Origin of the sequence: Pseudomaricurvus alkylphenolicus (genome assembly GCF_011683955.1) — a bacterium.
Lineage (GTDB): Bacteria > Pseudomonadota > Gammaproteobacteria > Pseudomonadales > Cellvibrionaceae > Pseudomaricurvus > Pseudomaricurvus alkylphenolicus.
Genome location: NZ_JAAQPI010000022.1, coordinates 1 through 24,974 on the forward strand (window position 1 = coordinate 1; position 24,974 = coordinate 24,974).

At 55.8% G+C, this 24,974-nt stretch carries 25 protein-coding genes; 18 read left to right on the plus strand and 7 right to left on the minus strand.

What is annotated here, in order from left to right; translation table 11 throughout:
- Positions 1-295: 295 nt before the first annotated feature.
- Together cobB and trhP are read right to left on the minus strand one after the other, a co-directional pair.
- A complete protein-coding gene (cobB, locus tag HBA55_RS32560) occupies positions 296-1,000 on the minus strand; it encodes a Sir2 family NAD+-dependent deacetylase (RefSeq protein ID WP_166999928.1) in 705 nt (234 codons plus the stop codon).
- A 22-nt stretch (positions 1,001-1,022) separates the two neighbouring features.
- Positions 1,023-2,393 (minus strand): prephenate-dependent tRNA uridine(34) hydroxylase TrhP, encoded by a 1,371-nt coding sequence (gene trhP, locus HBA55_RS32565; RefSeq protein ID WP_166999929.1) that lies wholly within the window; start codon positions 2,391-2,393, stop codon positions 1,023-1,025.
- Positions 2,394-2,636: 243 nt separating this feature from the next.
- Here trhP and HBA55_RS32570 point away from each other — a divergent pair, with 243 nt between their 5' ends.
- Complete coding sequence (locus HBA55_RS32570; RefSeq protein ID WP_166999930.1) at positions 2,637-3,794, plus strand: GGDEF domain-containing protein; 1,158 nt, start codon at positions 2,637-2,639, stop codon at positions 3,792-3,794.
- On the opposite strand, the gene HBA55_RS32575 is transcribed toward HBA55_RS32570, so the two are convergent.
- Entirely contained in the window at positions 3,782-4,564 is a 783-nt protein-coding gene (locus tag HBA55_RS32575) for a glutaminyl-peptide cyclotransferase (RefSeq protein WP_166999931.1), read from the minus strand. The two genes, HBA55_RS32570 and HBA55_RS32575, sit on opposite strands and share 13 nt — an antisense overlap.
- 46 nt (positions 4,565-4,610) lie before the next feature.
- Here HBA55_RS32575 and HBA55_RS32580 point away from each other — a divergent pair, with 46 nt between their 5' ends.
- Positions 4,611-5,219 (plus strand): DUF502 domain-containing protein, encoded by a 609-nt coding sequence (locus HBA55_RS32580; protein ID WP_166999932.1) that lies wholly within the window; start codon positions 4,611-4,613, stop codon positions 5,217-5,219.
- 53 nt (positions 5,220-5,272) lie between these two features.
- Here the strand turns inward: HBA55_RS32580 and HBA55_RS32585 are convergent, their stop codons facing one another.
- The 4 genes from HBA55_RS32585 to trmL form a co-directional block, all read right to left on the minus strand.
- Positions 5,273-5,599 (minus strand): late competence development ComFB family protein, encoded by a 327-nt coding sequence (locus HBA55_RS32585; protein WP_166999933.1) that lies wholly within the window; start codon positions 5,597-5,599, stop codon positions 5,273-5,275.
- A gap of 47 nt (positions 5,600-5,646) precedes the next feature.
- The gene (gene mnmC / locus HBA55_RS32590) at positions 5,647-7,764 is read right to left on the minus strand and encodes a bifunctional tRNA (5-methylaminomethyl-2-thiouridine)(34)-methyltransferase MnmC2/FAD-dependent 5-carboxymethylaminomethyl-2-thiouridine(34) oxidoreductase MnmC1 (RefSeq protein WP_240946417.1); all 2,118 of its coding nucleotides are present in this window, start codon (positions 7,762-7,764) and stop codon (positions 5,647-5,649) included.
- On the minus strand, positions 7,761-8,297 hold the full coding sequence (gene fldB / locus HBA55_RS32595; protein WP_166999934.1) for a flavodoxin FldB: 537 nt from the start codon (positions 8,295-8,297) through the stop codon (positions 7,761-7,763). The genes mnmC and fldB overlap by 4 nt, the downstream gene beginning before the upstream one ends.
- A 68-nt stretch (positions 8,298-8,365) precedes the next feature.
- Positions 8,366-8,848, minus strand: a complete 483-nt coding sequence (trmL, locus tag HBA55_RS32600; RefSeq protein ID WP_166999935.1) for a tRNA (uridine(34)/cytosine(34)/5-carboxymethylaminomethyluridine(34)-2'-O)-methyltransferase TrmL — start codon at positions 8,846-8,848, stop codon at positions 8,366-8,368.
- Positions 8,849-9,097: 249 nt separating this feature from the next.
- Between trmL and HBA55_RS32605 the strand changes: the two genes are divergently transcribed.
- From HBA55_RS32605 to HBA55_RS32680, 16 genes are all read left to right on the plus strand, one after another.
- On the plus strand, positions 9,098-10,021 hold the full coding sequence (locus HBA55_RS32605) for a type IV pilus biogenesis protein PilM (RefSeq protein WP_166999936.1): 924 nt from the start codon (positions 9,098-9,100) through the stop codon (positions 10,019-10,021).
- Positions 10,022-10,033: 12 nt separating this feature from the next.
- On the plus strand, positions 10,034-10,693 hold the full coding sequence (locus tag HBA55_RS32610; protein WP_166999937.1) for a PilN domain-containing protein: 660 nt from the start codon (positions 10,034-10,036) through the stop codon (positions 10,691-10,693).
- A complete protein-coding gene (locus HBA55_RS32615) occupies positions 10,690-11,376 on the plus strand; it encodes a hypothetical protein (RefSeq protein WP_166999938.1) in 687 nt (228 codons plus the stop codon). Before HBA55_RS32610 ends, HBA55_RS32615 begins: the two co-directional genes overlap by 4 nt.
- Before the next feature lie 61 nt (positions 11,377-11,437).
- Positions 11,438-11,683, plus strand: a complete 246-nt coding sequence (locus tag HBA55_RS32620; RefSeq protein WP_166999939.1) for a general secretion pathway protein GspB — start codon at positions 11,438-11,440, stop codon at positions 11,681-11,683.
- A gap of 6 nt (positions 11,684-11,689) precedes the next feature.
- On the plus strand, positions 11,690-13,411 hold the full coding sequence (gene mshL / locus HBA55_RS32625; RefSeq protein ID WP_338109497.1) for a pilus (MSHA type) biogenesis protein MshL: 1,722 nt from the start codon (positions 11,690-11,692) through the stop codon (positions 13,409-13,411).
- A gap of 18 nt (positions 13,412-13,429) precedes the next feature.
- Complete coding sequence (locus HBA55_RS32630) at positions 13,430-14,335, plus strand: ExeA family protein (RefSeq protein ID WP_167000004.1); 906 nt, start codon at positions 13,430-13,432, stop codon at positions 14,333-14,335.
- Complete coding sequence (locus tag HBA55_RS32635; protein WP_166999941.1) at positions 14,336-15,643, plus strand: tetratricopeptide repeat protein; 1,308 nt, start codon at positions 14,336-14,338, stop codon at positions 15,641-15,643.
- A gap of 36 nt (positions 15,644-15,679) precedes the next feature.
- Entirely contained in the window at positions 15,680-17,407 is a 1,728-nt protein-coding gene (locus HBA55_RS32640; protein WP_166999942.1) for an ATPase, T2SS/T4P/T4SS family, read from the plus strand.
- Positions 17,408-17,415: 8 nt separating this feature from the next.
- Complete coding sequence (locus tag HBA55_RS32645) at positions 17,416-18,639, plus strand: type II secretion system F family protein (protein WP_166999943.1); 1,224 nt, start codon at positions 17,416-17,418, stop codon at positions 18,637-18,639.
- Positions 18,640-18,642: 3 nt separating this feature from the next.
- On the plus strand, positions 18,643-19,164 hold the full coding sequence (locus HBA55_RS32650) for a prepilin-type N-terminal cleavage/methylation domain-containing protein (protein WP_166999944.1): 522 nt from the start codon (positions 18,643-18,645) through the stop codon (positions 19,162-19,164).
- Between the two features lie 242 nt (positions 19,165-19,406).
- Positions 19,407-19,835 carry a type II secretion system protein gene (locus HBA55_RS37940; RefSeq protein ID WP_166999945.1) on the plus strand — a complete coding sequence of 143 codons (429 nt, stop codon included), beginning with the start codon at positions 19,407-19,409 and terminating at the stop codon, positions 19,833-19,835.
- A 12-nt stretch (positions 19,836-19,847) separates the two neighbouring features.
- Complete coding sequence (locus tag HBA55_RS32660) at positions 19,848-20,312, plus strand: prepilin-type N-terminal cleavage/methylation domain-containing protein (protein WP_166999946.1); 465 nt, start codon at positions 19,848-19,850, stop codon at positions 20,310-20,312.
- A complete protein-coding gene (locus HBA55_RS32665) occupies positions 20,300-20,791 on the plus strand; it encodes a type IV pilus modification PilV family protein (RefSeq protein WP_166999947.1) in 492 nt (163 codons plus the stop codon). The genes HBA55_RS32660 and HBA55_RS32665 overlap by 13 nt, the downstream gene beginning before the upstream one ends.
- Positions 20,791-21,573 (plus strand): PulJ/GspJ family protein, encoded by a 783-nt coding sequence (locus HBA55_RS32670; protein ID WP_166999948.1) that lies wholly within the window; start codon positions 20,791-20,793, stop codon positions 21,571-21,573. Before HBA55_RS32665 ends, HBA55_RS32670 begins: the two co-directional genes overlap by 1 nt.
- Positions 21,563-21,988 (plus strand): MSHA biogenesis protein MshP, encoded by a 426-nt coding sequence (locus HBA55_RS32675; protein WP_166999949.1) that lies wholly within the window; start codon positions 21,563-21,565, stop codon positions 21,986-21,988. Before HBA55_RS32670 ends, HBA55_RS32675 begins: the two co-directional genes overlap by 11 nt.
- A gap of 43 nt (positions 21,989-22,031) precedes the next feature.
- A complete protein-coding gene (locus tag HBA55_RS32680; RefSeq protein ID WP_166999950.1) occupies positions 22,032-24,974 on the plus strand; it encodes a DUF6701 domain-containing protein in 2,943 nt (980 codons plus the stop codon).

Below are 24,974 nucleotides of genomic sequence, written 5' to 3' on the forward strand. Positions count from 1 at the left end.
AGGTGCGGGATGCCGCAGATGCCTGCAACGGCCGCACGAATGTAGGTCGGATTAGAAGCGCTTCGCGCTTCGTAATCCGACGTTCCGCCGAAGGTTTAAATTGGCGGCGGCCGTGTATAAAACACCTCTCGCAGCAACATCCCAAGGTGTTAAAAACCAGGCCGCAGCCAACGAACATCGCCGGCGGAACCGTCGGATTACGCTCCGCGAAGCGGAGCTAATCCAACCTACGCGAGAGCAAAACTCTGCCGATTCGAACGGCAGCTTATGGCCCAAAGATGGCGGTGGTTGTTCTCTAAAGCTGGGAAAGAAATTCCGGCACGATTTCCGTCGCGGGGCCATAGTAACCCTCATCAAACTGATTGGCATTGGCCGAGGGTTCCAGGTTGAGTTCTACCGTGCGGGCACCGACGGCGCTGGCGAGTTGGAAGAAACCGGCGGCGGGGTAGACATTGCCGGAGGTGCCGATGGAGACAAACAGGTCGCACTGGCTCAGGTCTCGTTCGATTTCGTCCATATACAGGGGCATTTCACCAAACCAGACAACATGGGGGCGCAGTTGACCGGGAACCTGGCAGCAGGGGCAGGGGCGGTCGACTTCGATGGGTTCACGGCAGGGGAAGAGTTTATGGGTGGCGCTGCAGCGAATTTTGAGCAGTTCTCCATGCATGGGCAGTAGGTTGCTTGAGCCAGCCCGTTTGTGCAGGTCGTCAATGTTTTGGGTGACGAGGGTGAAACGGCCGCCGTTGTTGGTGTGTTGAGTCTCAAATTCGGCCAGGGCGACATGGGCGTCGTTGGGTTCGATACCGTTCAGCAGGTGGGCTCGGCGTTCGTTGTAGAAGCGCTGCACCAGCACCGGGTCGCGTTCGAAGGCTTCCGGGGTGGCGACGTCTTCGACGCGGTGGTCTTCCCAGAGACCGTCGGCGGCGCGAAAAGTGCGGATACCGGATTCGGCGGAGATACCGGCACCGGTGAGTATCACGATGTTGTCAATGGGCATGCAGCGGTGTCCTTGTGCGGGGTTAGGCGGTGTAACGCATCAGCAGAGCGTAGCCGCCGTCTTCGGCCAGGGGGATGGCGGCGGGCATGGGGATGCGAACCTGGTGGCCGGATCCCGGGGCGACGTCGATGGCTTCGCCTTTTTTGTTTTCGAGGCTGGCAAGGTCAAAGCGCAGATTGCCCTGGGGAGTGACCAGTTCCATGGTCTGGCCGGTTTCAAATCGGTTTTTGACGTCGATGGTAAGCCAGCCATTGTCGGCATCGTAACCGATGGCTTCGCCAACAAACTGTTGGTTGTTGTCGGGGGTGCCGCTGTCGTAGTTCTGGTATTCGCTCGGCACGTGGCGTCGGTAGAAGCCTTCGGTGTAGCCGCGATTGGCCAGGTGTTCAAGTTCGCCCATGAGGTTCATGTCGAAGGGTTTGCCGGCGATGGCGTTGTCGATGGCGCGTCGGTAGACCTGGGCGGTGCGTCCGGCGTAGTAGTGGGATTTGGTGCGGCCTTCGATCTTGAGGCTGTGGATGCCCATGTTCACCAAACGCTCGACGTGCTGGACGGCACGCAGGTCTTTGGAGTTCATGATGTAGGTGCCGTGTTCGTCTTCGTAGGCGGGCATATATTCGCCGGGGCGACTGCGTTCCTGCAGCAATACGGCAATCTCGTCGCGATCGCCGCCTGTTTCCCCGCTGTAGGCATTTTGACCGGCTTGTTTAGGGTCATAAACGCTGGCCACCTCCGGCTGTTCAACCGCAATCAGGTCTCCGGTTTCGTTCTCGGTAGCGGCATGGGCGTTGTATTGCCAGCGGCAGGAGTTGGTGCAGGCACCCTGGTTGGAGTCGCGGTGGGTCATGTAGCCTGACAACAGGCAGCGGCCGGAGTAGGCGATGCAGAGGGCGCCGTGGACAAAGACCTCCAGTTCCATTTCGGGGCAGCGCTGGCGGATTTCTTCGATTTCGTCCAGTGAAAGTTCCCGCGACAGAATCACACGGCTGATGCCCTGGCGGTGCCAGAACTGGACGGTGGCGTAGTTGACGGCGTTGGCCTGGACAGACAGGTGGATGGGCATGTCAGGCCAGGTTTCGCGTACCATCATTATCAGGCCGGGGTCGGACATGATCAGTGCATCGGGTTTCATCTCGATCACGGGCTCAAGGTGGCGCAGGTAGCTGCGGACCTTGTCGTTGTGGGGTGAGAGGTTGCTGGCCAGATAGAACTGTTTTCCCATGCCGTGGGCTTCGTCGATGGCCGCCGCGAGGTTTTCCAGGCGGTTGAACTCGTTGTTGCGCACCCGCAGGCTATAGCGGGGTTGCCCCGCGTAAACGGCATCGGCACCATAGGCAAAGGCGTAGCGCATGTTTTTGAGGGTGCCGGCGGGTGAAAGTAATTCTGTGGTCATGGTTCAATCTCAAAGTGTGAGAAACAGTCGTGGGAATCTGTTGCAGTGTTATTCAATACTGAGCCTTGGGCAGACCGCTAAAGGGCCCGTATGACGGGGGCTGCGGGTCTTAGCACCAAAAGGCCTAAGGAAACGCCAAATTTTAACCCAAAGCGGCCGATAATTCAGGTGGGCTGCACTGTGATCTACTCCCAGTGCGCTGGACACGGAACCCCGTCAGCACTTCGGGGGTCGGAGATTGGAATGGGAATAGGGATCGAAAGGGATACCTCAACAGGCAATTCAGTGGCAGATTCGACGAATAAATTGCAGCATGAAAACTCCCGTCTGCAGCAGGTGGTGAAAACCCTGCTTAAGCGGATTGAGGAGAATCAGCGCATTGAGAAGCACTTTCAGGAGTTTGAGTTCAAGCTCTTGGGCAGCAATAGCCTGTCCGGGGTACTGCATCTGCTGCTCAACGGGGCCATGGAGCACTTCCAGCTCGATGATGTCGGCCTGATTCTGGTGGACCGGGATTACACCGTCAATGATCTGCTGGAGGCCCTGGATATCGACCGCTTTGATAATCGCCTGCAGCTGCGCAACAGTGATGATTTTGCCATGTCGCTCTATCCCGGCGATTATCAGATCAGCCTGGGCGAGCTGGACCCACTGACCAGTGGTCGTCTGTTTCCCAATTCGTCCCGAACGGGCAGCGCGGCGTTGTTGCCACTGTTACGCCAGGGGCAGATGATCGGCAGCCTGCATTTTGCCAGTCAAAGTGCCCAGCGGTTTTCCGCTGACAAAGCCGTGGACTTTATGCATCACCTGGCGAGTATTTGCGCGGTGTGTCTGGAAAACAGCCTGGCTCATGAACATCTCAATCACCAAAGTCAGGTGGATATGCTGACCCAGGTGAGCAATCGCCTGCATTTTGAAGCGGAGTTTGCCAAGGAGCTGGAGCGGGCCGAACGCAGCGATGATGGGTTGGCCTGTCTGTTTGTGGATGTGGATCACTTCAAGCGCATCAATGATCAGTTTGGGCATCAGGCCGGTGACGCCTGCCTGAAGCGGGTGGCGATGGCCATCAAGCAGCAGTTGCGCAAGACCGATTTGCTGGCCCGCTATGGCGGCGAGGAATTTGTGGTGTTGTTGCCCCGCTGTACCCAGGAGCCAGCCAGTGAGATCGCCGAACGCATTCGCGCCTCGGTGGCTGCTCTGAGGGTGGATGTGGCGGCTGAAGAACCTTTGAAACCAACGGTTTCCTTAGGGTTGGCGTGCTGGCAGCCCGTGGGAGAGCGCAGTTCGGATCTTTCGCGACTGGGGCAACGGCTTATCAGCTGCGCGGACGATGCCATGTACGAAGCAAAATCCAAAGGGCGCAATTGCGTGGTGATCAAGCCCTTTTGTCAGTTGGTCTGACGCCTCTGGCTTACGGGCAGGGGATCGAGCTGCAATAGATAGCGCCGGTTCCAGCCCTTGCCGGTTACCCATAGCGCGTTCTGTTCGGGGTCCCAGGCGAGGCCGTTGAGCACGTGTTCCGGGTTGTTGCTGAGTTGGCGCTGAGCCAGCTCGTCGAGTTCAAGTCTTGCGATTACTCTGCCACTCTCCGGGGCAATGGCGAGGATATAGGTCTGGTGCCAGACGTTGGCCCAGATCACATCGAGGCCGACTGTCAGATCATTGAGTTGATGAACTTCGCGACCGTCTTCGAACACGGTGATTTTTTCTTGCAGCTGAAAGTTCTGGCTACTTCGCAGTTGCAATTGAGAAGAGCCGTCACTCATAACCAGCAGATGCTTCCATTTTGCCAGCCCCCAGCCCTCACCGCGAAATCGATAGCTGCCTTGGGGTCGCAGATCATGGGCGCTGAGTCGGTAGGCCAGTCCCGCCTTCCAGGTCAACAAAAATACCGAATCCCCCAGTCTGACCAGACCTTCGGCAAATTGTCGCCTGGGCAGGCTGAAGCGGTGTAATACATCACCACTGAGTTTGTGGTAGCGGTGCACAAAGGATTTACCGTATAAACCGCTGCTTTCAATCAGGTGTTCGCCGTCACTGTCCAGCCCTTGGGTAAATTTGTAAGGGCGATGGGGAAGATCCAGCAAGACCTTGTAGTTCAGCGTCGGTGTTTGTGCCTCGGCCTTGGGTATTGTGTTGGCTATGAGTAGAATGCTGGCGCACAGCAACATTGCCGAAAACCGGCAAATACGCAAGACAGGCTTCAGGGAGGCCAGGATGGGAAAGCTCAGGTCATTTATCGCCCTTACGTTCTTAGGGGGGATCACGGTGGTATTGCCCATTGCCATCCTGATGATTCTGTTCCAGTGGTTGTTCGCTCTGGTCACCGATTTTATTCAACCCCTGACGGATTTGCTAACCAGCCGTTCCGAGATGCGCGAACTGCTGGCGGATGGGCTGGTGTTGATCCTTTTGCTGGGGTTATGTTTCAGCGTGGGGCTATTGATCAAAACCGGTGTTGGGCGCTGGTTGCACTATTGGCTGGACAAGGGGTTGGCGAGGTTTGCGCCGGGGTACAGCACCATTCGCGATATTGTGGTGCAGTTTATTGGTGGCAGCGAGGCCACCTCACTGCTGGCCGGAGAGGTGGCTTTGGTGAAGCTCTATGGCGAGGATTCTGAGCTGCAGGTTACCGGCATTGTCACTGCTCGCCACGGGGATCGCGTGACGGTGTTTGTCCCCACCGCTCCAGTGCCCACTTCGGGAATGGTTTACCATGTTCCGGAAAACTGCGTCACCTTATTGCCGGATATCAGCGTCGAGCAGGCGATGAAGACGGTGATCGCCTGCGGTGCCGGTTCCCAGACGCTGCTGGGTGGAGCCTAGCAGGCTCCCGCCTGCCCCCGGCACAAGGTTCTGCCGGCAACATCGATAAGCTATCAGAGCTCCTCCGGGTTTTCCTCGCGAGCAGCTTCGCTGTCGAGCACATAGCTGATTGCGTCACTGACTGCCTGCTTTACCTTGTCGGCCATTTCCTGCATCTCCTGGCCCGACATAAAAAAGGTCATGTCCACATCGTGTCGAATATAGCGCGGCGGCAGACGATTGAGGGCGACACAGGCGGTGTCGGCCAGAAAATCCATATCGGTACGGGCGCGTTCGCTGGTCTGGTAAATCTCTTCCAGCACCATATTTTCATAGTAGTTGTGAATGCTGTCGACTCCGGTGGGCATCTCGCCCCGGCGGCGTCCTGCTCCTAAAAGCATAGCGGTCTCCTGTCACTTATTTCGTTCCGTATCAAGCCAAGTGTAGCCTATACCTTTCCGCGTATCAGGTCACGGATCACAAAGCGGCCGGGATGCAGTGCTGTTGCTGTCGCCTGACTGACGGGTAAAGGTTCTCCACTGATTTGTGCGGCCAGCAGTTCCGCGCAGAGTGGTGCATAGGCCAGTCCACGGGAGCCAAAGCCCACATTCACGTAGAGATTCGTTTGGTTGTTAGCCGCCTCGGCAATGGAAGAGCGGGCGTTTTTGCGCAGCAGTGCATATTGGCTGAGGTAATCTTCCTGAATGGGTACCGGGCCGGTCAGGGGGAGGTAATCCGGTGTGGTGCAGCGCAACGCAGCGCGGCCACCCGTGACTGGGGACTGACAGAGTTCGCCCGCCAATGATGGAATCTGCCCGGCCAGGCTGTCGAGATTGTGCTGATGATCTTCCTCTCTCAAGGCGAGTTCAAGCCGGCGGGGATCAAAGGTTGCTCCCAGACAATGCTCGCCTTTAAAGGCCGGTGGCAGGTAACCCTCTCCGCAAATCACCGTATTGAGCAAATTGCTGGTGTCGGTGGCTTGCAAATAGGTGACCTGGCCGCGAATGGGTTTGAGTGGCAGAAATCGAGTCTGCTGCAGCTGGCGGAGTTCGCTCGCGCCGCAGCCAATCACGACATCTGCACTGGCGATTATTTGTCTCTCTCTACCCATTGCCTGCCATTGTTCTGAATCCCGAGTCTCGTCTCTGGTGATCTCTTCAATAGCGGTTTCTGTCAGCAATGTGATGTTGGGATGTTCAAGCAGGTGCTCGCAGAGGCTGGCGGGAGAGAGCCAGCCGGCGGCGGGGAAAAACAGACCGCCAAAATGTTGTTCGACACCACTAACGGCACTTGCCTGGGCAGGGTCGAGATGTTGAAACAGCGTCTGCGCACTGTTCTGCTGTTGATAGTGTTGCCACAACCTGTGTTGGTTGTCAGCGACTTTGTCGCCGTGCGCCAGTTGCAGCACACCGCATTGTTGCCCGGTTATCAGTGCCTGTTGCCACAGCGGCTGGTAGCAGCGCTGCGCAAACAACAGTGCCTGCAGATTAAAGTCTGACAGGGTTTCGCTGCGATGGGACAGTTTTGCGTAGACCACACCCTGGGGGTTGCCGGAGCCTTCCATCGCGGCGCCGGTGTTTCGCTCCACGATAGTGACTCGCCAGTTTCGACGAGCCAGCGCGGCGGCGGTCAGGCAGCCCGCTATGCCGGCGCCGATAACCAGTGCATGCCCGGCAGAATGGATCGAGCTGTCGACAGAACCATTTAACCCTTTGTTTACCGGCCAGGGCACCGGGTGAGGGCTGTTATGTGCATGTTGATCAAAATCGTCAGCTCTGGGGAGTTCTTGAGGCTGGGCCAGTCTTGCCCGCAACATCTCACGCTTGTGGCCAAAGCCCTTTACTTTTTCTAGCGCAAAACCATGATGTTTGAGTCCACGCTTGACCACACCCGCGGCGGTAAAAGTGGCGGCAGTGGTTCCCGGTGAGCTCAGGGCCTGCATGATCTCAAACAACTCATCGCGCCACATGGCCGGGTTCTTTGCCGGGGCGAAGCCGTCCAGAAACCAGGCGTCCACGGATCTTATGGGTGCGCGCCAGGCCGGGTGTTGAGATTGCAGCAACTGCTGAAAGCCAGAGACAGCTTCGTCGATGATCAATGTCAGGCGGACGTTGCCATCGGCAAAGCTGAGATGATGGAAGCCTGGGTGGAGCAGATCGGGGTACTGTTGCAACAATGGCTCTGCCAACGGTGCCAACTCGGGCCAGAGCGCCAGCGCCCGCTGCAAATCCGGTTTTGTCAGCGGATACATTTCCACACTGATAAAGTGAAGACGGGCATCACTGGGCGCGGACTGTGACCAAAGCTGCCAGGCCGCAAGAAAATTCAGACCGGTACCGAAGCCGGTTTCGGCGATAACAAAATCCGCGTTGTTCTGCAGCGGCCGCCAGCGGGAATCCAGATCATTGTGTTGCAGGAAGACGTAGCGGGTTTCTTCCAGACCGTTATGGCGGGAGAAGTAAACATCGTCAAATTCGGTGGCCAGGGGTTGGCCCTGTTCGTCCCACTGCAGTTGTGCGGTCGAAACCGTAGTACCGCTCAAGGCTGGTTTATTACTACCGCTCAAGGCTGTTCCTCAGTGAGCCCGAATTCTCTGAGGATCTGGGCGCACCAGGCGGCGATGCGCGCGTCGGTTTCGTCAAACTGGTTTTCGTCGTCCAGGGCCAGTCCGACAAACTGGCTTTCGTCTTCGGTCAGTGCTTTGCTGCCGTCGTATTCGTAACCCTGGTTGGGCCAGTAGCCCACCAGGGTGGCACCACGATTTTTCAGCTTGTGATGAAGGAAACCCATGGCATCGAGAAACCATTCGGGGTAACCCACCTGGTCGCCGAGACCAAACAGGGCAATGCGCTTGCCGCTCAGATCCAGCTCGTCCAGCTCGTCCCAGATCTCTTCCCAGTCTTCCTGCAATTCGCCGTAATCCCAGGTGGGAATTCCCATGATCAGAAAGTCGTAATACAGGCAATTGGCAATGGGATCGTCAGCCACATTGTGCATATCCACCAGGGCTTCACCCAGCAGCTGGCGAATCTTCTCCGACGCCATTTCGGTGTAGCAGGTGGAGCTGCCGTAGAACAGTCCTATGGGGGCTCGGCTCATGGTGGCGGTGTTACCTCAGTGGAAAATCCGGGGGCGATATCTTAGTCATTTACCCCCGTAATTGCATCTCAAAGCGCGTTGGGAAATCCCATCTGGCGCCAGGCTTCATACACGATAACCGCGGCGGCGTTGGACAGGTTCATGCTGCGGCTGCCTTCCTGCATGGGGATACGCAGCACGTTCTCTGCGGGCTGCTGTGCCAGCAGTTCAGCGGGCAAGCCCCTCGTTTCCGGTCCGAACACCACATAATCACCGGGCTTAAAGCTGGCATCACTGAACCAGCGGCTGCCACGGGTACTGATGGCGTAAAGGTTTTGAGGCTGGCAGGTCTCCAGAAAGGCCTCCCAACTGGCGTGCACTTGCATGTCCTTCCATTCACCATAGTCGAGACCGGCGCGACGCAGGCGCTTGTCGTCCAATTCGAAGGCGATGGGTTCGATTAAATGCATGCGGGCGCCAGTATTGGCCGCCAGGCGGATAATATTGCCGGTGTTAGGGGGGATTTCCGGTTGGTACAACACCAGATTGAGGGTGGCAGGAGTATCATTCATAGGTAATTGGCGCTACGCAGTAGGGTGCTTATCTGATAAGGTCGCCATTATAAATTAGAGTTATGTGAAATTGTGGTCTAGCCTGATAAAGAAATATGCGGGCCGCACAAAAAAATAACAGTTTGACCGAAAGTTGATCGTGGGGTGTTAAGATCAGGCGATGAGTGAGACATTTGCCCGGGGTGATCGGAGTTCAAGGCAGAGCCCGACGACCTCGACAACAAATGTAACGACTAGGGATGGCGCACAATGAGCTGGTTTCCCTGGCGAAAAGCGCCGGCGGGACAGGTTGGCTTGGAGATTGGCGCCGAATTCATTGCTTTTGCCCACATTGATACAAACACTCCTCCACGCGCTCAGCTGACGGCCTGTGAGATGCTGTTGGCCACTGATGGTTCCCTGCCCATGGATTCGTTGCGCCAACGGGTAGAACAGTTAGGCCTCACCGGGTCCCCCTGTAATCTTGTACTTCCTTCCAGCTACTATCAGTTGATGCTCGTTGAAGCGCCCAAAGTCCCTGCAGAGGAACTCAACGACGCGCTGAGGTTTCGGATTAAGGACATGATCGCCTTTCCCATTGACGAGGCTCTGCTGGACACCTTTGATCTGCCTACGGACAGCTCCCGATCTGGCCGCCATATGGTTTATGCGGTGGTGACCGAGGAGGCCAAGATCAAGCCATTGATTGAGGCTGTCGCTGAGGCGGGTCTCAACCTGCAGAGCATCGATATTGCCGAAATGGCATTGCGCAACCTCACGGAAAAGCTGCCAGTGGATGCCCGCGGTGTTGCAGTCATGCGAGTTCTGCCGGGGCAGGGCATGCTGACGTTGATGCGCGAAGGGCAGCTGTACCTCTCACGGCAGTTCGATCTGCGCTATAACGGCGGCCTGTTTGATGATCTGCCCGAGGAGCAACTGGTGCTGGAGCTGCAACGCAGCCTCGATTACTACGAGCGCCAAATGGGGCAGGTTCCGCCCGGCAATGTGTATCTGTGTGGTGAAAACGTGACCGATGACAAAATTGGTGATGATCTCAGCGGTGGCATCGCTGCAGCGGTAACAACCCTCAATATTTCCGGTCTTTTGCAGATAAAAGAAGGTATCGACGAGAGTGTGATGCAATTGTGTGTCACGGCCATTGGTGGCGCTTTGCGTGGCAATGCGGAGGCGTGACAAGATAAGCCTATGAGTGCAGCTACCACCCCAAGCAGGCAGGAAATCAATCTGTATCTGCCCCATCTGCGTCCAAGGCTGGACTATCTGTCGGCGCCGGTGGTGGCGGCAGGATTGATGGCGATGGTGGCGGTGCTGGTATTGCTCTCCGCCTTGAGTGGCTGGCAAGCCGGTAACCTGGCCGAGCAACTGCACCAACAAAAGCAACGGCTGGCGACGCTGGAGCAGCAGACCGAGGATTTCAAAAGCCGGCTTCCGGCCAGTGACGCCGATCGACTGGAAGCCCAGATAACCAGCATCAGCGATGAAATTGAGCGACGCCGAAGCATCAGTGAACTGATCGACGGGCAGAGTATCGGTAATGCAAAAGGTTTCTCGATGGCCATGGACAGCCTCGCCAGCCAGGTGAATGACCAGGTGGCGCTAACCGGATTCGATTTTATTGCCGGGGGCAGACGTATTGCTCTTGCGGGCCAGGCGTTGTCGCCGGAGGCGGTGCCATTGTACGTTGAGCGACTGCAGGTCAGTGAGGGCTTCAAAGACAGCCTCTTCGGACAGCTGCAAATTCAGCGAGTACCGGGCAAATCGCACCTCAGTTTCAGCCTCAATCAGGCCGCTGCCGATCAATTGCGGGAAAACCTGGCACGTGCCAGTGGGCAGGCACTGCAATGAGTCGCTGGCTGCAACAACAACCCTGGGTGCAAAAGTACGATCAACTCAGTCAGCGTGAAAAAATTCTGGTCGTCACCGCTTGCGCAGTGGTGTTGTTTCTGCTGATCAAAAATCTCGGTTTCGGGCGTTTTGAGCAGCAGCGTCAGACGATGCAGGCGCAACTTGAGCAGGCCCGACAGAAGGAAAGTCAACTGCAGGCTCAGCTGCAAGTGTTTCAGCAGGCGGTGGGCAGGGACCCGGACCGCAGCCGCCGCCAGCGCCTGGAGTTGCTGCGCCAGCAGCTGCAACAACAAGACCAGGCACTGTCAAAGCTGGCCGTGGGATTGATTCCCGCACAGCAGCTACCCAGTCTGCTGCAAGAGGTGTTGCGTTCAAGCGACCAACTGAAGCTTGAGCACATCGGCACGCAGCCGGTGGCGGAACTGACACTGGCCGGCAAAGTCGCTGAAGAAGACAATATTTTCGCCGAGGAAAAACAGAGTACGGGAGTCTACAAACATTCTGTGGTGTTGACGTTGCAGGGGGATTTCTTCGCGATCCGTGACTATCTGGCGGCGTTGGAGCAATTGCCCTGGCGATTGTACTGGGAAGCGCTCGATTATGACGTGCTCGACTACCCCAGAGCCCGGGTATCCCTTGAAGTATACACGCTATCAACCAATCAGGGGGTGTTTAATGGTTAGGTGGTGTCTGCCATTGCTTATTCTGTGGTCAGGCTGCTCCCAGTTGTGGGCGCAGACAGAGATGCGCGATCCCACACGGCCACTGAAATATTCGGCGCCCATCAGCAGTCAGCAGCAACAGGCGCTAAAGCTGCATTCGGTGCTGATTTCTTCACAGCGTAAGTTAGCGGTCATCAATGGCAAGACCGTACGGGAAAACCAGTGGGTGGACGGCGCCAGGGTTGTGTCCATATTACCCGGCAAGGTTTTGCTCAGTGTGCGGGGCCGGCAACAAGAACTCAGACTCAAGGCAAAGGTTAGAAACTGAATGGTTATGGGGGATCGCAGCGCGCGAATTTGGACGGGATGGCTGCTGTTGGTGTTATTGGCGGGGTGCCAGAGCCAGCCCGAGCAGCCATTGGCGTCGGAAAGGCAGATGAAGGCAGTTACCGAGAGCGCCGAGAGTTACGGTCGCGATCGTCAGCAGCAGGTCAGCCAACGCAATGCCCAGGCCCTTGACCAGGCGTTGCTGGGCGGTGTAGCTGGCGGGTCCAACGAGCACGGCTCGGAAGAACGTTTCGATCTGGCGGTCAATAATATGCCGGCACGGGATTTTTTCCTGAGTCTGGTGTCTGGAACCGGGGCCAATATCGTTGTGCACCCGGAGCTCGAGGGTTCCATTTCGCTGGAGTTGAACGACGTCAGTATCGACGAAGTACTGGGAGTAACCCGCGATATCTACGGCTACGAGTTTAAACGCTCGGGCTCCATTTACACTATTTATGCTCGCAAACTGCGTACGCAGATCTTTTCCATCAATTATCTGGATGTTCGACGGGTTGGTGTTTCGGATACCTCGGTGCAGATCGGCAGTGTCGGCTCCAGCGATGACAACAACAATAACAATGGCGGCGGTGGCAGTAATACCAATAACGCTGCCCAGGCTAACTTGCTGGGGCTGGGTGACGATGGCGGGGGCAACAACCAGCAGAGCGGAAATTCCGCAGAGGGTATAGTGCCGGGGGCAAGGATTCAGACCCTCAACGCCACCGATTTCTGGAAGACCCTGAAACTCACCGTTGAGGCTATTGTAGGCGCCGAAGGCAATCGCATGGTTATGGTCAATCCCCAGGCGGGACTGGTAGTGGTTAAAGCCATGCCCCATGAACTGAATGCCGTCAGGGATTTTCTCGAACGTTCGGAGCTCAGCGTCAAGCGTCAGGTTATTCTGGAAACGAAAATTCTGGAAGTAAGACTCGACGAACAGTTTGAGGCAGGTATCAACTGGAACGCTATCAGCGGCCAGTTATTGCTCGGCAATAATGTCACCGAGTTCGAACAACCTGCGGAGATCGTCAATGCCACGGACGGCGTCGGGGAGATTTTCGCCTCGTTGTTGCTGGTCAACGACATCACCAAGCTCTTGTCTCTGCTGGAGACCCAGGGCTCAGTGCAGGTGTTATCCAGTCCCCGAGTTTCCACCGTGAACAATCAAAAAGCAGTGATACGAGTAGGGTCCGACGAGTATTTTGTGACGGGGATCTCCAGCAATACCACGTCTAACGCCTCTTCTACCACCAATACCCCACAAATCGAATTGTCCTCGTTCTTTAGCGGCATTGCCCTGGACGTTACACCGCAAATCGCCGATGACGGCAGTGTGATTCTGCATGTCCATCCGGTGGTCAGTAACGTTGAAGATCAACTTAAGGACCTTACGGTGGGAGATCGGCAATTCTCGATTCCATTGGCGCTGCGGGAAGTCAGAGAATCCGACAGTATTGTGAGCGCCCGCAGTGGGCAGGTGGTGGTTTTGGGTGGTCTGATGCAGGAAAACACGCTCAAAGGCAAAGGTAAACGCCCCTGGATCGGCGATGTACCTGTGATCAACAGCCTCTTCAAAACCGCCAGTGAGGGCACAGTAAAAACCGAGTTGGTGATTCTGATGCGGCCCATTATTGTCGACAACAATGATGTCTGGAGCAACGACATTCGCCGTAGTAACGAGCGGGTCAAGTCACTGGGCAGTGATTACCGGCAACTGTTCGAACGCTAGCGGGACGGTAATATGAGTATGTATCTGGAGCATTTCGGTCTGCGGGAAAAACCGTTTTCGCTGACCCCCGACACTCAGTTCTATCTCAACGAACAGAGTCATCGCGATGCGCTCAACACCATGCTCGTATCCCTCAAACACTCTGAGGGGTTTATCAAAATTGTCGGGGAAGTGGGTACCGGCAAAACACTGCTGTGCCGCAAGCTTCTGTCCATGTTGGATGACGTTTATCTGACTTCTTATATTCCCAATCCGTATCTCACGCCGGCAGAACTAAAGGCGCATGTCGCCAGGGAAATTGGCGCCCAGGTGACGGCGGGTATGGATACCCAGGAAATCATGCTGGCAATCTATGACCGCCTGCTGCAGCTGGCTTCCGAGGGAAGGCAGGTGGTGTTGGTCATCGATGAAGCCCAGGCCATGCCTCGTGAGACGATTGAGTCCCTGCGCCTGTTAACCAACCTGGAAACCGAAAAACGCAAGCTGTTCCAAGTGGTGTTGCTCGGGCAGCCGGAACTGGATGAATTGCTCAACCGCGATGACTTGCGCCAACTGAAGCAACGCATTGTGTTTTCCGAAAATCTGCATCCGCTGACCACTGAGGGCACACGACAATATATTCGCCACCGACTTGGCCTCGCGGGTGCCCGGCGCGACTTGTTTACCGGTGCCGCCGCTTGGCTACTGGCCAAAGCCAGTAGAGGCGTGCCGAGGCTGGTAAATGTCATGGCACACAAAGCACTGCTGTCTGCCTATGGTCGCGGCAGCCTCAATGTGGATAGCTGGCATGTGGCCAGGGCCATCAGTGACACAGAGGAGAGTTCGGCGCTGGGCAAGTTGCTGTCATTACGCTGGCATTTGCTCTGGCCACTGGCGGGAGCTATGTCTGCAGGTGTATTGCTGCTGCTCGATGGGGGCATCTAGGTGAGCCTGATTAACGATACTCTGAAGGATCTGGAGGAGCGCTGGCCTCAGGCCGATGCCGCGGCCGGACTCACCGATAACAGCCGCGACGTGTCACTGGAAGGGGCCAGTGCGCTCACCGACAGGGGCAAGCCCCACGCCGGCCGCTGGTATCTTATTGGTAGTGGCGTTGTCGTCTTCGTATTGTTGGTTTGGTTTGGCAAGTTTTATGGTCCCCAGTCTGCCTCCACTGATCCGGCAGTGATTGCTTCACCTGTGGAAGCCCATCTGGTTAAGGCTTTACCACCGTTATCAGAAGCCCAGAGCACACCGCTTCCCAACGAACTCGCACCGCAGACTGCGGATGCTTTGGACACTGAGGACGCTGCACAGGTTAAAGACCCTCCACAATCTCAGCCCTCACATCGCCAGCGCCTGCTGCAATTGGTACTGCTGGGTGACCAGGCACTGGCCCAGGATCGCCTGACCACGCCCAGGCATGACAATGCCTATGACCGCTATCTGGCAGCGTTGGCCCTTGAGCCCGATAATCCTGAGGCCAAAGACGGATTGCGCCGTGTCGGTGAACGCTATCTTGAACTTATGCGCCTCGCTGGAGCAGAAGGCCGACATCAGGACGTTGAGCGCCTGGCAGAGCGCGCTCAAGAAGTGGGCGTTGATAATGAGCGCCTGCAGCGACTACTGGCTGATCTGAAACCCAACCTCCCCGTGGAGGAGATGGTCAGGGAGAGCGAAGCCTCGCGGGACGCACGTATAACCGCACAGGCACGCAGCCTGCTGTCCCAGGGCAAGACGCGACAGGCGCGGGCGCTGCTGACGACTCAGCTGTCCAGCGCACCGCAATCGGAGCAGGCATTGGAGGCACTGTTTGAGCTTTATCTGAACAGCGGTGAACTGCCCCAGGCTGAAACGTTGTTACGTAATGCGGGGCATCTTCCTGTGGCAATGCGCGCGTTGATGCAGGCCAAGTTGCATACCCACTCGGGAGACTATCCAGCGGCCCTCTCCGTGCTCAATCAAATTGCGCCCGCACAGGTGATGCCTGAAAATTACCTGGCATTGCGAGCGGGGTTGCTGCACAAACTGCAGCGTCACCGGGAGGCCGCCAGGGAGTATCGCCGTCTGCTGACATCGCGACCCGCCAGTGCGACCTACTGGCTCGGTCTGGCGGTAGCACTGGATGCCGAGAATGACAGCGGCGCATTGGCGGCGTTCGAGAAGGTGATGCAACTCGCCAGTGGCTCCGAAAACTACCTCGAATATGTGCGTGGCCGGGTGGGTACGCTGGAGCAACGACAAGGGTCTTGAGATGGTTTTGACAGAGCGAGTGACGAGGAACGGGGCGTGAGTGCAGCACCACAACGTATTCGTATTGGCGACCTGCTGATCGCCCAGCAGCTGATAACGCCGGACCAGCTGGATGCAGCTCTTGCGCAGCAAAAAACCTCGGGACGCAAGCTGGGCCGAACCCTGATCGATATGGGGTTTATCGAAGAAAACCAACTGCTGGGGCTGCTGTCGCGCCAGTTAAATTATCCGTTCGTTGAACTCAAGCATTTCCGCTTTGATCAGCAGTTAGTTTCCCAACTGCCCGAGATGGTAGCGCGTCGTTTCCGCGTTATGCTGCTGAAGGATGAAGGCGATGGCTACCTACTGGGCATGGGTGACCCGACGGATATCTTCTGTCTCGATGAAATCGCCCGCCATGTCGACAAGCCGCTGAAACCGGCAGTGGTGCGTGAGTCAGAACTGCTGGATATTCTCGACATTGCCTACAACCGGGAGGACGAGATTGCCTCACTGGCGGAAGAGCTGGACGAGGAACTGGAAGACACTGGTGTTGATCTGGCGGACATAGTTACCGATGCCACCGACACCGACGCGCCGGTTGTCAAAATGCTGCAAAAGGTATTTGAAGAGGCGATCAAAGCCAAGGCGTCGGATATTCATATTGAACCCGACGAGGCCGTATTGCGCATTCGCAAACGGATTGATGGGGTACTCACCGAACAGGTGATGAACGAGAAACGAATTGCAGCGGCGCTGGTGGTGCGCCTGAAGCTGATGTCCGGTCTGGACATCTCGGAAAAGCGTCTGCCCCAGGACGGTCGCTTTAACCTCAAAGTGAAAGGTCGCAATATCGATGTCCGGATCTCCACCATGCCGGTGCAGTGGGGGGAATCGGTGGTGATGCGAATGCTCGATCATACCGATGGCATTCTGCCTCTTGCCAAGGTCGGTATGCCGGAAGAACTGGTTGAGCGGTTTCGCCGGGTAGTGCATCGTCCTCACGGGTTGGTGCTGGTAACCGGCCCTACTGGTTCTGGTAAGACCACCACTCTCTATGGGGCCTTGTCGGAACTGAATAGCCCGGAGAAGAAAATCATTACGGTGGAAGATCCGGTGGAATATCGTTTGCCACGGATAAGCCAGGTGCAGGTGCATGAGAGGATCGGCCTGGATTTTGGCAGCGTGCTGCGTGCGACTTTACGACAGGACCCGGACATTCTGCTGGTGGGGGAGATTCGTGATGCCGAATCTGCAGAGATTGCACTGCGGGCCGCCATGACAGGACATTTGGTGCTGTCGACTCTGCATACCAACGACGCCGTTACCTCGGCACTGCGTTTGATTGATATGGGAGTGGACGGACACCTGGTTGCTACAGCTCTAAAGGCGATTGTTGCTCAGCGCTTGGTGCGCCGCATCTGCACGAGCTGTGTAGAAGATCATGAGCCCGACGCAAACGAACGCCAACTGATTGCTTTGCTCAGCAAGGTTCAATCGGTGCCGGATGTCACCTACAAGCGCGGTGCCGGCTGCCCACACTGTTTTAATACGGGCTATCGGGGGCGAATCGGGGTGTTTGAAATGCTGGAAATCAACCAGTCCATGGCCGAGTCTCTGAGAGAAAGTGATATTAATGGCTTTTCCAGAGCCACTCACGCCAGCCCTCACTTTCGCCCATTAGGCCACAGCGCTTTCGATTATGCGCTGCAGGGAGTCACCTCATTGGAGGAGGTTATGCGTGTCTCGGCCCAAGTGGAAGACGAAGCCGTGGGTGAGGTGTAACTGCTGCTATGGCACTGTTCGACTACCGAGGTCGCAACTCTGAGGGGGAGCTGGTTCAAGGTAAACTGGATGCTCCTTCACGGGATGCCATTATCAACCGTCTGTCTGATCGCGGTGTGATTCCGCTGGAAGTGGTTGAAGCCGGTGACGATTACAGTCTTTTGGAGCGCTTGCAGGAATGGCGCAGCCAGGGACAGATCCGGGCGACCGACCTGATCATGTTTTGCCGCCAGATGTACACCATTACCAAAGCCGGCATTCCTTTGATTCGAGGGGTGCGGGGGTTGGCGGCATCGATTCGTCATATAACCTTCAAAAAAGTGCTGCACGATGTTGCCGATCAGCTGGAGACTGGGGTGGAATTATCCGTGGCCATGCGGCGGCACCCAAGGATTTTCAATAATCTGTTTATCAGCCTGATCAATGTCGGGGAGAACAGTGGTCAGCTGGACGAGGCTTTTAATCAGCTGAGTCAGTATCTGGAGCGGGATCTGGAAACCCGCAAAAGCGTTAAATCCGCGTTGCGTTATCCGGGGTTTGTGCTGATGGCGTTAGTCGCTGCCCTGGTGGTTATCAATATCTGGGTGGTGCCGGCGTTTGCCGACATGTTCAAGGAATTCGGTGCGGAGTTGCCATTGCCGACCCGGATTCTGATTGCCACCTCTGATTTTTTTGTGGCCTACGGGGGCTACCTGATCGTTATTGTTGCAGGGCTGGTGTTCGGTTTAAAGCATTACATCAAAACTGAAGAGGGCTCACGGCGCTGGGGGGAGATGTCGCTGAAGTTGCCGATTGTCGGGGATATTGTTGAGCGGGCGTCTATGGCGCGATATACCCGCTCCTTTGCACTGATGCTACGTTCTGGAGTGCCGTTGGTGCATTCGCTTACTCTGTGTTCCCGGGTTATCGATAACCCGTTTCTGGGGGACAAAATTATCGCCATCCGTGAAGGTATTGAACGGGGTGAGAGCCTGAGCCAGACCCATACCAACAGCAAAATGTTTACGCCACTGGTATTGCAGATGATTGCCGTGGGTGAAGACAGTGGTCAGGTGGACGTATTGCTAAAAGAAGTGGCCGAATTCTACGAAAGGGAAGTGGATTATGATCTGGCCAGCCTCAGTGCGCGTATCGAACCTCTGATGATCGTGATTATGGCGGGCATGGTGTTGGTGTTGGCGCTGGGCATCTTCCTGCCCATGTGGAATATGTACAGTTTGCATTCGGTGTAGTGGATGAGACGCCAGCATGGGTTCAGTTTGTTCGAGGTGGTGGTGGTGACGGTGGTCATCGGTGTGCTGGTGGCGATTGGCCTGGAATACTATACCGAGGCCATGAAGGATTCGCGCCGGGTAGCAGTGGAGACCCAGGCCCGTAATTTTACCGCAGCGCTGTCCAGTGCCCACGCGCAGTGGTATATCCAAAGCACAAAGGGAGAAAAAATTTCCAGTGTGGAGGTGGAAAACCGCCAGGTATTTATCAATAAGTTTGGTTGGCCCTCGGGCGGGACACTGACATCGCGAACGGAAGGTGCCAGTGCTGGCAATTGCGAAAGCCTCTGGCAATTGCTTCTGCAGAACCCCCCGCCGGTCACCACCAGTGAAAAAGGCCAGTTGGGGCAGCGCCGCTACCATATATCGGCTGCCGATGGAAAAACCTGTCGTTATGAGTTATTTACGGATCCAAGGGCGACGCATTTTTTTGATTATTCGCTGGTGAGTGGGCAGGTTCGAGTCGAGGTGCCTCCGCTGAATTAGCAGATAATTGGCGTGAAATACCGCTTGTAACCATTGGATTTTAAAAGAAAAGCTGGTTTGGGGCGAATATCGCGGGTTGGTTTGTTGGAATAAAAAACGATAAAGGCTATAGTGGCCGGTAATAATGCTTTCCATATTGGCAGCCCAAGGAAAGCGGCTGTTATCATTGATAAGGAACCAATTGTCGCAATAGACGCAGTTTGCGAATAATAGAGAAATGCGACCCTAGGAGCTTTGATAAAATGAAGAGACAACAGTCGGGCTTTACCCTGATCGAACTGATCGCGGTTATCGTAATTCTGGGTATTCTGGCGGCCACCGCCGTGCCTCAGTTGGCGAATCTGCAGAGCAGTGCTCGTTCCGGTACCGCCAAAGGGATTGGTGGGGCATTGGCCAGCGCCAGTGCGATGAATCATGCGGTGAATGTGGCTAATGATGCGGGTGTGGGGCCTGCTCCAACCGCAATAGATTCCTGTGATGACCTTATTGCTCTGATCGACTCCAGTGAAGATGTTCAGGCCGTAGGGACTGACGGCGATTATCTGGTAAGCACAGCGGCTCTCGCCGATCTTACCCTGAGCGCGGTCGATGTTTGCTATGTTTGCTTTGGAAATGGCACTGATGCCTGTGTTGGTGAACAGGAAAGCTTCCAGGCATACGGCGCCAGCTAATGATCTGAGACTATGAAATCCCAGTGGCAAAACAGCGGATTTACACTTATCGAGCTGATTGCCACATTGGTGATTCTGGGAATCCTGACACTGGCCGTATTCCAAAGCCAGGGTGGTATTAGCGCCGCCCAAGTCCAAGCAGCCCGTGACGATGTCGTTACGGGTTTGTTTTATGCGCAGCAGGTGGCCATGGCTCGTGGTACTGCAGCCAATACTGTTCGTTTTGTTTCCAGTGCCGCCGCGGACACCATTGATGTGCAGCTCAATGGCGTGTCCCTGGCCAACGATATTTATCCTCTCTCCCTCCCCGATAATGTAAACATCACCAGTGTCACCTTGACTTACGATAAGCTGGGTCGTATTACCAGCGCGCTTTCCAATCCGGTCGTATCCGGCGGGGGCGCCACCGGAACCATCGTAGTTTCGGCATCCGGCTACGTCTACGGTTGCGGAGGAGCGATTGCATGTCCTCCCTGAGTAACATTCGCGGCGTCACGCTTATTGAGTTATTGGTCTTTGTGGTGGTGATCGGCACCGCCACCACGGCGCTGTTTTCGGTCTTTAATGTCACCATGGCCAATAACGTCGATCCCATGATTCGGGTTCGGTTGCAGGAACTTGCCCAATCCCAGCTGGATGAAATTCTGGCTCGAAAATACAACGAAAATACGCCCACGGGCGGCATTCCCGCGTGTGGCAGTGGTGAGGTCGGCGCCCTGGCCTGCACGGGAATCGGTACCGATGGCGGTGAGGCTGGTGTGGGCGACTACGATGACGTTGATGACTTCCACCTGTTTGCCGATACGCCTTTCCCCGGTTATAACCGCTCCGTGTCCGTGACGGAGGGAGGTACTGACATCGGATTGGCAGTGGGGCAGGCGAAGCGCATCACTGTTACGGTGACGGCACCGGCCGGTGAATCGGTCCAATTGTCGGCGTATCGGGCGAACTTCTAATGTACCCTGTATGCAGCAAGAAATACCAATCGGGGTTCACCCTGATTGAACTGATTGCGGTGATTACCGTGCTGGCCATTGTGGCGACTATCGGCAGTCAATTGGTGGCAAGGGCGGTACAAAGCTATAGCGACAGCCAGGAGCGCGTTAAACTGACTCAGCGCAGTCGTCAGGCGGTGGAACGTATGGCCCGGCAAATCCGCGCTGCACTGCCTTATAGTATTCGCGTCACTAATGGAGGCGCGTGTCTCCAATTTCTGCCGGTGGCGGGAGGAGGAAATTATCTCGATCCGGTGCCGGATGTCGCCAACGGTGCGACGGCCACTGCCACAATTGATACGGCGCCCTACAATGTGGATTTTGGCAGCGCCGAATATATGACCATTGGTGCTTTGGCAACCGGTGAGGTTTACGGTGCAAATCCGGTATCCAGGGCGACGGTTTCCGCCACTGGAGCCGGCACAGTCACCTTAACGGCGGCGAAGCAATGGCAGCGCAACTCCGTTAATCAGCGTTTCTTCTTGGTGGATGATCCTCAGGCCTTCTGCCTTAGCGGCGGCGAATTGCGATTTTACGAGGATCAGGATATTACCGCCGCCAGTGTCGATCTGGGCGATGACTTTGACCTGATGAGCCAGGGCGCCGTTGCCAACGGCGTATTGTTTGCGTTGTCCGCTGCTACGGCGGATCGCAATGCCAAGGTGCTGATCAATATCGGTTTTGGTTTCGGCAACGATCAAATCAATTTCAGCCAGGATGTGGGGGTGCGCAATGTCCCGTGAGCGTGGCTTTCTGATGCCTCTGGCCGCTTTTTTGGTGGTGATGATGGCGTTGTTTGCCCTGACCATGTCCCGCAATACCGGCCAAAGTGCGATTTCCAGCACCCAGGAACACATCTCGCTGCAGAGCTTTTACGCGGCAGAGAGCGGGGCGCAAATGGGTATGAGCCAGTTGTTTTTCAGAGCGGGAGCGCTGGATCGGGCCAGTGCGGACGATGTCTGCCTCAATACCCTCGCCGATCCCCCCGCAAATATCCCCGGTTTCGCCAGTTGCACGGTTACCCTGGCCTGTACTCGCAACACCAATGCGGCCGACACCGTCAGCTTTTACCAGATCACCAGTACGGCCAACTGCGGCGCCGGCAATATCACCGCACAACGGCTGGTGCAGGTATCGTCGTTGATTCGGGAGAGTTGAGGTCCGCATGAGCAGGCAGTCCAGGTTCTCAGCACTAGGATTAATGTTTCTCGCAGCAGTGATGTCTGGTTCGGCATTGGCTGTGGATTGCGACGATATTTTCAGTGGAGGTCTTCAAAATCACACGGGTGCGGGAACCATTGATGTTGACAATAACGCTGAAATCAACGGCGGGGGCACGCAGTTAGATACCGGTAATCTGCAAGGCGGCACGGGCGCCTGCGACGGCAGCAACTGCAGCGCCAGCGGCAGTCCGGCCAGCGGCTCCAGTCCCCCGTTTCAGACCGGCGACGGCAGCGATGGGGATATCAGTGTCGGCAACAATCAGTCGGAGACCGTTGGCGACAGCGGCGATTTTCAGTTTCAGGCAGTTTCAACCGGCAACAATAACTCTACGCTCACTTTTTCTTCGGATCAAAGCGTTTACTATTTCCAGAACGGCTGGGATGTTAAGGGTACTATCACTTTGGCACCCGGCGACTATTGGATCGAGGAAGGTGTTGTTTTCAATAATGGCACCAGCGTGGTGGTTAGCCCCGCCGGCACTGTTCGCTTTTATGCCAGACAATCCATATTGTTCAGTCAGGGTGTCAGTATCAATAACCCGGGGGCATCGAGCCAGTTGTTAATATTTTCCGAGCAAAATATCACATTGGATCAGACCGCTACCGTCAATGCTTACCTCTACGCCGAGGGCAATGTCACTGCAAATCAAAATGCCACGGTGAATGGATCCATCTCTGCGGGTGGAGACATTGCGATCGAAGAAAACGCAACGATCAACTATGAGGATCCGGATAGCGGCGATTACGGCGATTTCTGTGAGGTTACCCCGGATTCCTCCCTCGTAGATTACGGCGTTTACCCCGTAACACCCACGGTGACCTGCGAACCGGGGACTGTGGTGATTCAGCCTCACGATTCCAACCATAATGCGATTGCCAATGACGGAGTCACCATTACACTGACTACATCCCCGGCCAATAATGGCTGGACCAAAATCAGTGGTAATGGCATTTTGTCGGGTAATCAATACACTTTTTCCGGCGGTGAAACCAGTGTCACCTTGGGTCTGGTTCGCACTACTCCCGGAACTCTGGATATTGATGTGACAGATGGCAGCGCCAGCGATCCCGACGGCGATGCCATCGAGGATCAGGATATCGTTTTTGCCGATACTGCGTTTCGCTTTTATGGTAATGGCACCGTAGATAATATCGGCACCCAGATCGCGGGCAAGGACTCGGACGTAATGCCCGGCAATCAGACGCTGACCGTTCGCGCCATCGGCACCGATACCAACACGGGTGAATGCACGGCACTCACCTCGGGGGGCAACGTCAATATCGGTTTCGCTTATACCTGCGTTAATCCGGGCAGCTGTGCGACAACCACTGATGGAATGGCCATCAATGGGACTCGCACTATCGATCAGATGGCGTCGGGATATAACGATATCAGTATCAATTTCGATGGCACGGGTACCGGCACATTTGATTTGAATTACTATGACGCGGGTCGAATTCGCTTAAACGCCAGTGCCGTGCTTCAGGTGGACGGTAATAACGTAACGGTGCAGGGCAGCAGCAATGATTTTGTCGTGCGTCCCTCTGGTTTCTGTGTTGTCAGTGGTGACACCAATGCCGATTGCGCCGTGCAAAACCACACCTGTTCTGAGTTCAAGCGGGCCGGCGACAGTTTTAACTTAACGCTTTCAGCTCGCATCTGGGGAGATAGCAGCGACGCCAATACGGACTTCTGCAATAACGCGATTACGCCCAACTTTGTTCAGTCCGGTTTGACACTCGGCCATTCGCTGATTGCTCCTGGCGGCGGTAGTTCAGGTGCCATCAGTAACACCGATGCCGACATAAACACCGGCGGCACCGTTACCGTGGTTCAGAGCGTCGATGAAGTGGGGGTGTTCAATTTCAGCGTCGGGCCGCTCAATAATTATCTTTCCACCAGCGATGCCGATATCAGTGTGTCCTCCAGTGATGCGATCGGTCGTTTTGTACCCGGTCAATTCATTATTGAGAACGGCTCGGTATCCGCTGCCAATATGGTGTTTAGCTACTTTGATCAACCCTTTACCGTCAACTACGATATCCAGGCGCAGAGCACCACGGGTGAAGACACGGAAAACTATCGTGATCAGTTTGTGATGTTAGAAGCCGACGAATTAAGTTACGACGCATTGATCGGTTCAGTGGGACCACAAGTATTTGATGAAACTCGAATTCGCATTGATACCACTGATCTCGATTGGTCGGGAAATGCCGGGCTGGGTCAGATTGAAGTGCAGATGGTTATCGAGCGAGACTCGGTCCTCAATAATCTACCCGAAGCCCCCTTATCGGAAGTTCGCATTGGCGCATTTGCCGAAGATACGGAAGGCAGCCTTACCATCACTACCGCCAATCTGGATATGGACACAGATCTGGACAGCACCGATGACCATGTGGAATTGGGCGACCTGGATCTGCGTTTTGCGCGACTGTTTATCCAGGACGTCTGGGGGCCGGAAGATGCAGCCCTGGCCATCCCCCTGCAAGTGGAATACTGGAGTGGCAGCAGTTGGGTGCTATCCGCCGGAGACGAAACCCAGCTGCAGCGAACCGATATTGTGTTGACGCCTTCAGTGGGCGCCGGCGCCGACATCAGCGCTGATCCCATTACAGCACCGGTGGGCACCAATCCAGCGGTGGGTTTTACCTATGATCCCACCGGCAATGCGACGATAGACTTTGGCGACGGCATGGGCAACGGTACCGGCAGTGCCGGTATGACAGTGGGGGCCCCCACCAGCACCGGTTTCTTTACCATCGATATTGATCTGTCTGACGAACCCTGGCTGCAGTTTGACTGGGACCAGGATGGTGACTATAACGATGCTGACGACCGCAATACGCCCACGGCCACCATCCGATTCGAGACCTATCGAGGGCATGATCGCGTCATCTATTGGCGCGAGGTTATCGACTGA

Bases quoted from the DNA above. Each gene is read 5' to 3' on its own strand.
- cobB (WP_166999928.1), bottom strand. From the start codon at position 1,000: ATGCCCATTGACAACATCGTGATACTCACCGGTGCCGGTATCTCCGCC.
- trhP (WP_166999929.1), bottom strand. From the start codon at position 2,393: ATGACCACAGAATTACTTTCACCCGCCGGCACCCTCAAAAACATGCGC.
- HBA55_RS32570 (WP_166999930.1), top strand. From the start codon at position 2,637: ATGGGAATAGGGATCGAAAGGGATACCTCAACAGGCAATTCAGTGGCA.
- HBA55_RS32575 (WP_166999931.1), bottom strand. From the start codon at position 4,564: ATGTTGCTGTGCGCCAGCATTCTACTCATAGCCAACACAATACCCAAG.
- HBA55_RS32580 (WP_166999932.1), top strand. From the start codon at position 4,611: ATGGGAAAGCTCAGGTCATTTATCGCCCTTACGTTCTTAGGGGGGATC.
- HBA55_RS32585 (WP_166999933.1), bottom strand. From the start codon at position 5,599: ATGCTTTTAGGAGCAGGACGCCGCCGGGGCGAGATGCCCACCGGAGTC.
- fldB (WP_166999934.1), bottom strand. From the start codon at position 8,297: ATGAGCCGAGCCCCCATAGGACTGTTCTACGGCAGCTCCACCTGCTAC.
- trmL (WP_166999935.1), bottom strand. From the start codon at position 8,848: ATGAATGATACTCCTGCCACCCTCAATCTGGTGTTGTACCAACCGGAA.
- HBA55_RS32605 (WP_166999936.1), top strand. From the start codon at position 9,098: ATGAGCTGGTTTCCCTGGCGAAAAGCGCCGGCGGGACAGGTTGGCTTG.
- HBA55_RS32610 (WP_166999937.1), top strand. From the start codon at position 10,034: ATGAGTGCAGCTACCACCCCAAGCAGGCAGGAAATCAATCTGTATCTG.
- HBA55_RS32615 (WP_166999938.1), top strand. From the start codon at position 10,690: ATGAGTCGCTGGCTGCAACAACAACCCTGGGTGCAAAAGTACGATCAA.
- HBA55_RS32620 (WP_166999939.1), top strand. From the start codon at position 11,438: ATGCGCGATCCCACACGGCCACTGAAATATTCGGCGCCCATCAGCAGT.
- mshL (WP_338109497.1), top strand. From the start codon at position 11,690: ATGGGGGATCGCAGCGCGCGAATTTGGACGGGATGGCTGCTGTTGGTG.
- HBA55_RS32630 (WP_167000004.1), top strand. From the start codon at position 13,430: ATGTATCTGGAGCATTTCGGTCTGCGGGAAAAACCGTTTTCGCTGACC.
- HBA55_RS32645 (WP_166999943.1), top strand. From the start codon at position 17,416: ATGGCACTGTTCGACTACCGAGGTCGCAACTCTGAGGGGGAGCTGGTT.
- HBA55_RS32650 (WP_166999944.1), top strand. From the start codon at position 18,643: ATGAGACGCCAGCATGGGTTCAGTTTGTTCGAGGTGGTGGTGGTGACG.
- HBA55_RS37940 (WP_166999945.1), top strand. From the start codon at position 19,407: ATGAAGAGACAACAGTCGGGCTTTACCCTGATCGAACTGATCGCGGTT.
- HBA55_RS32660 (WP_166999946.1), top strand. From the start codon at position 19,848: ATGAAATCCCAGTGGCAAAACAGCGGATTTACACTTATCGAGCTGATT.
- HBA55_RS32665 (WP_166999947.1), top strand. From the start codon at position 20,300: ATGTCCTCCCTGAGTAACATTCGCGGCGTCACGCTTATTGAGTTATTG.
- HBA55_RS32670 (WP_166999948.1), top strand. From the start codon at position 20,791: ATGTACCCTGTATGCAGCAAGAAATACCAATCGGGGTTCACCCTGATT.
- HBA55_RS32675 (WP_166999949.1), top strand. From the start codon at position 21,563: ATGTCCCGTGAGCGTGGCTTTCTGATGCCTCTGGCCGCTTTTTTGGTG.
- HBA55_RS32680 (WP_166999950.1), top strand. From the start codon at position 22,032: ATGTTTCTCGCAGCAGTGATGTCTGGTTCGGCATTGGCTGTGGATTGC.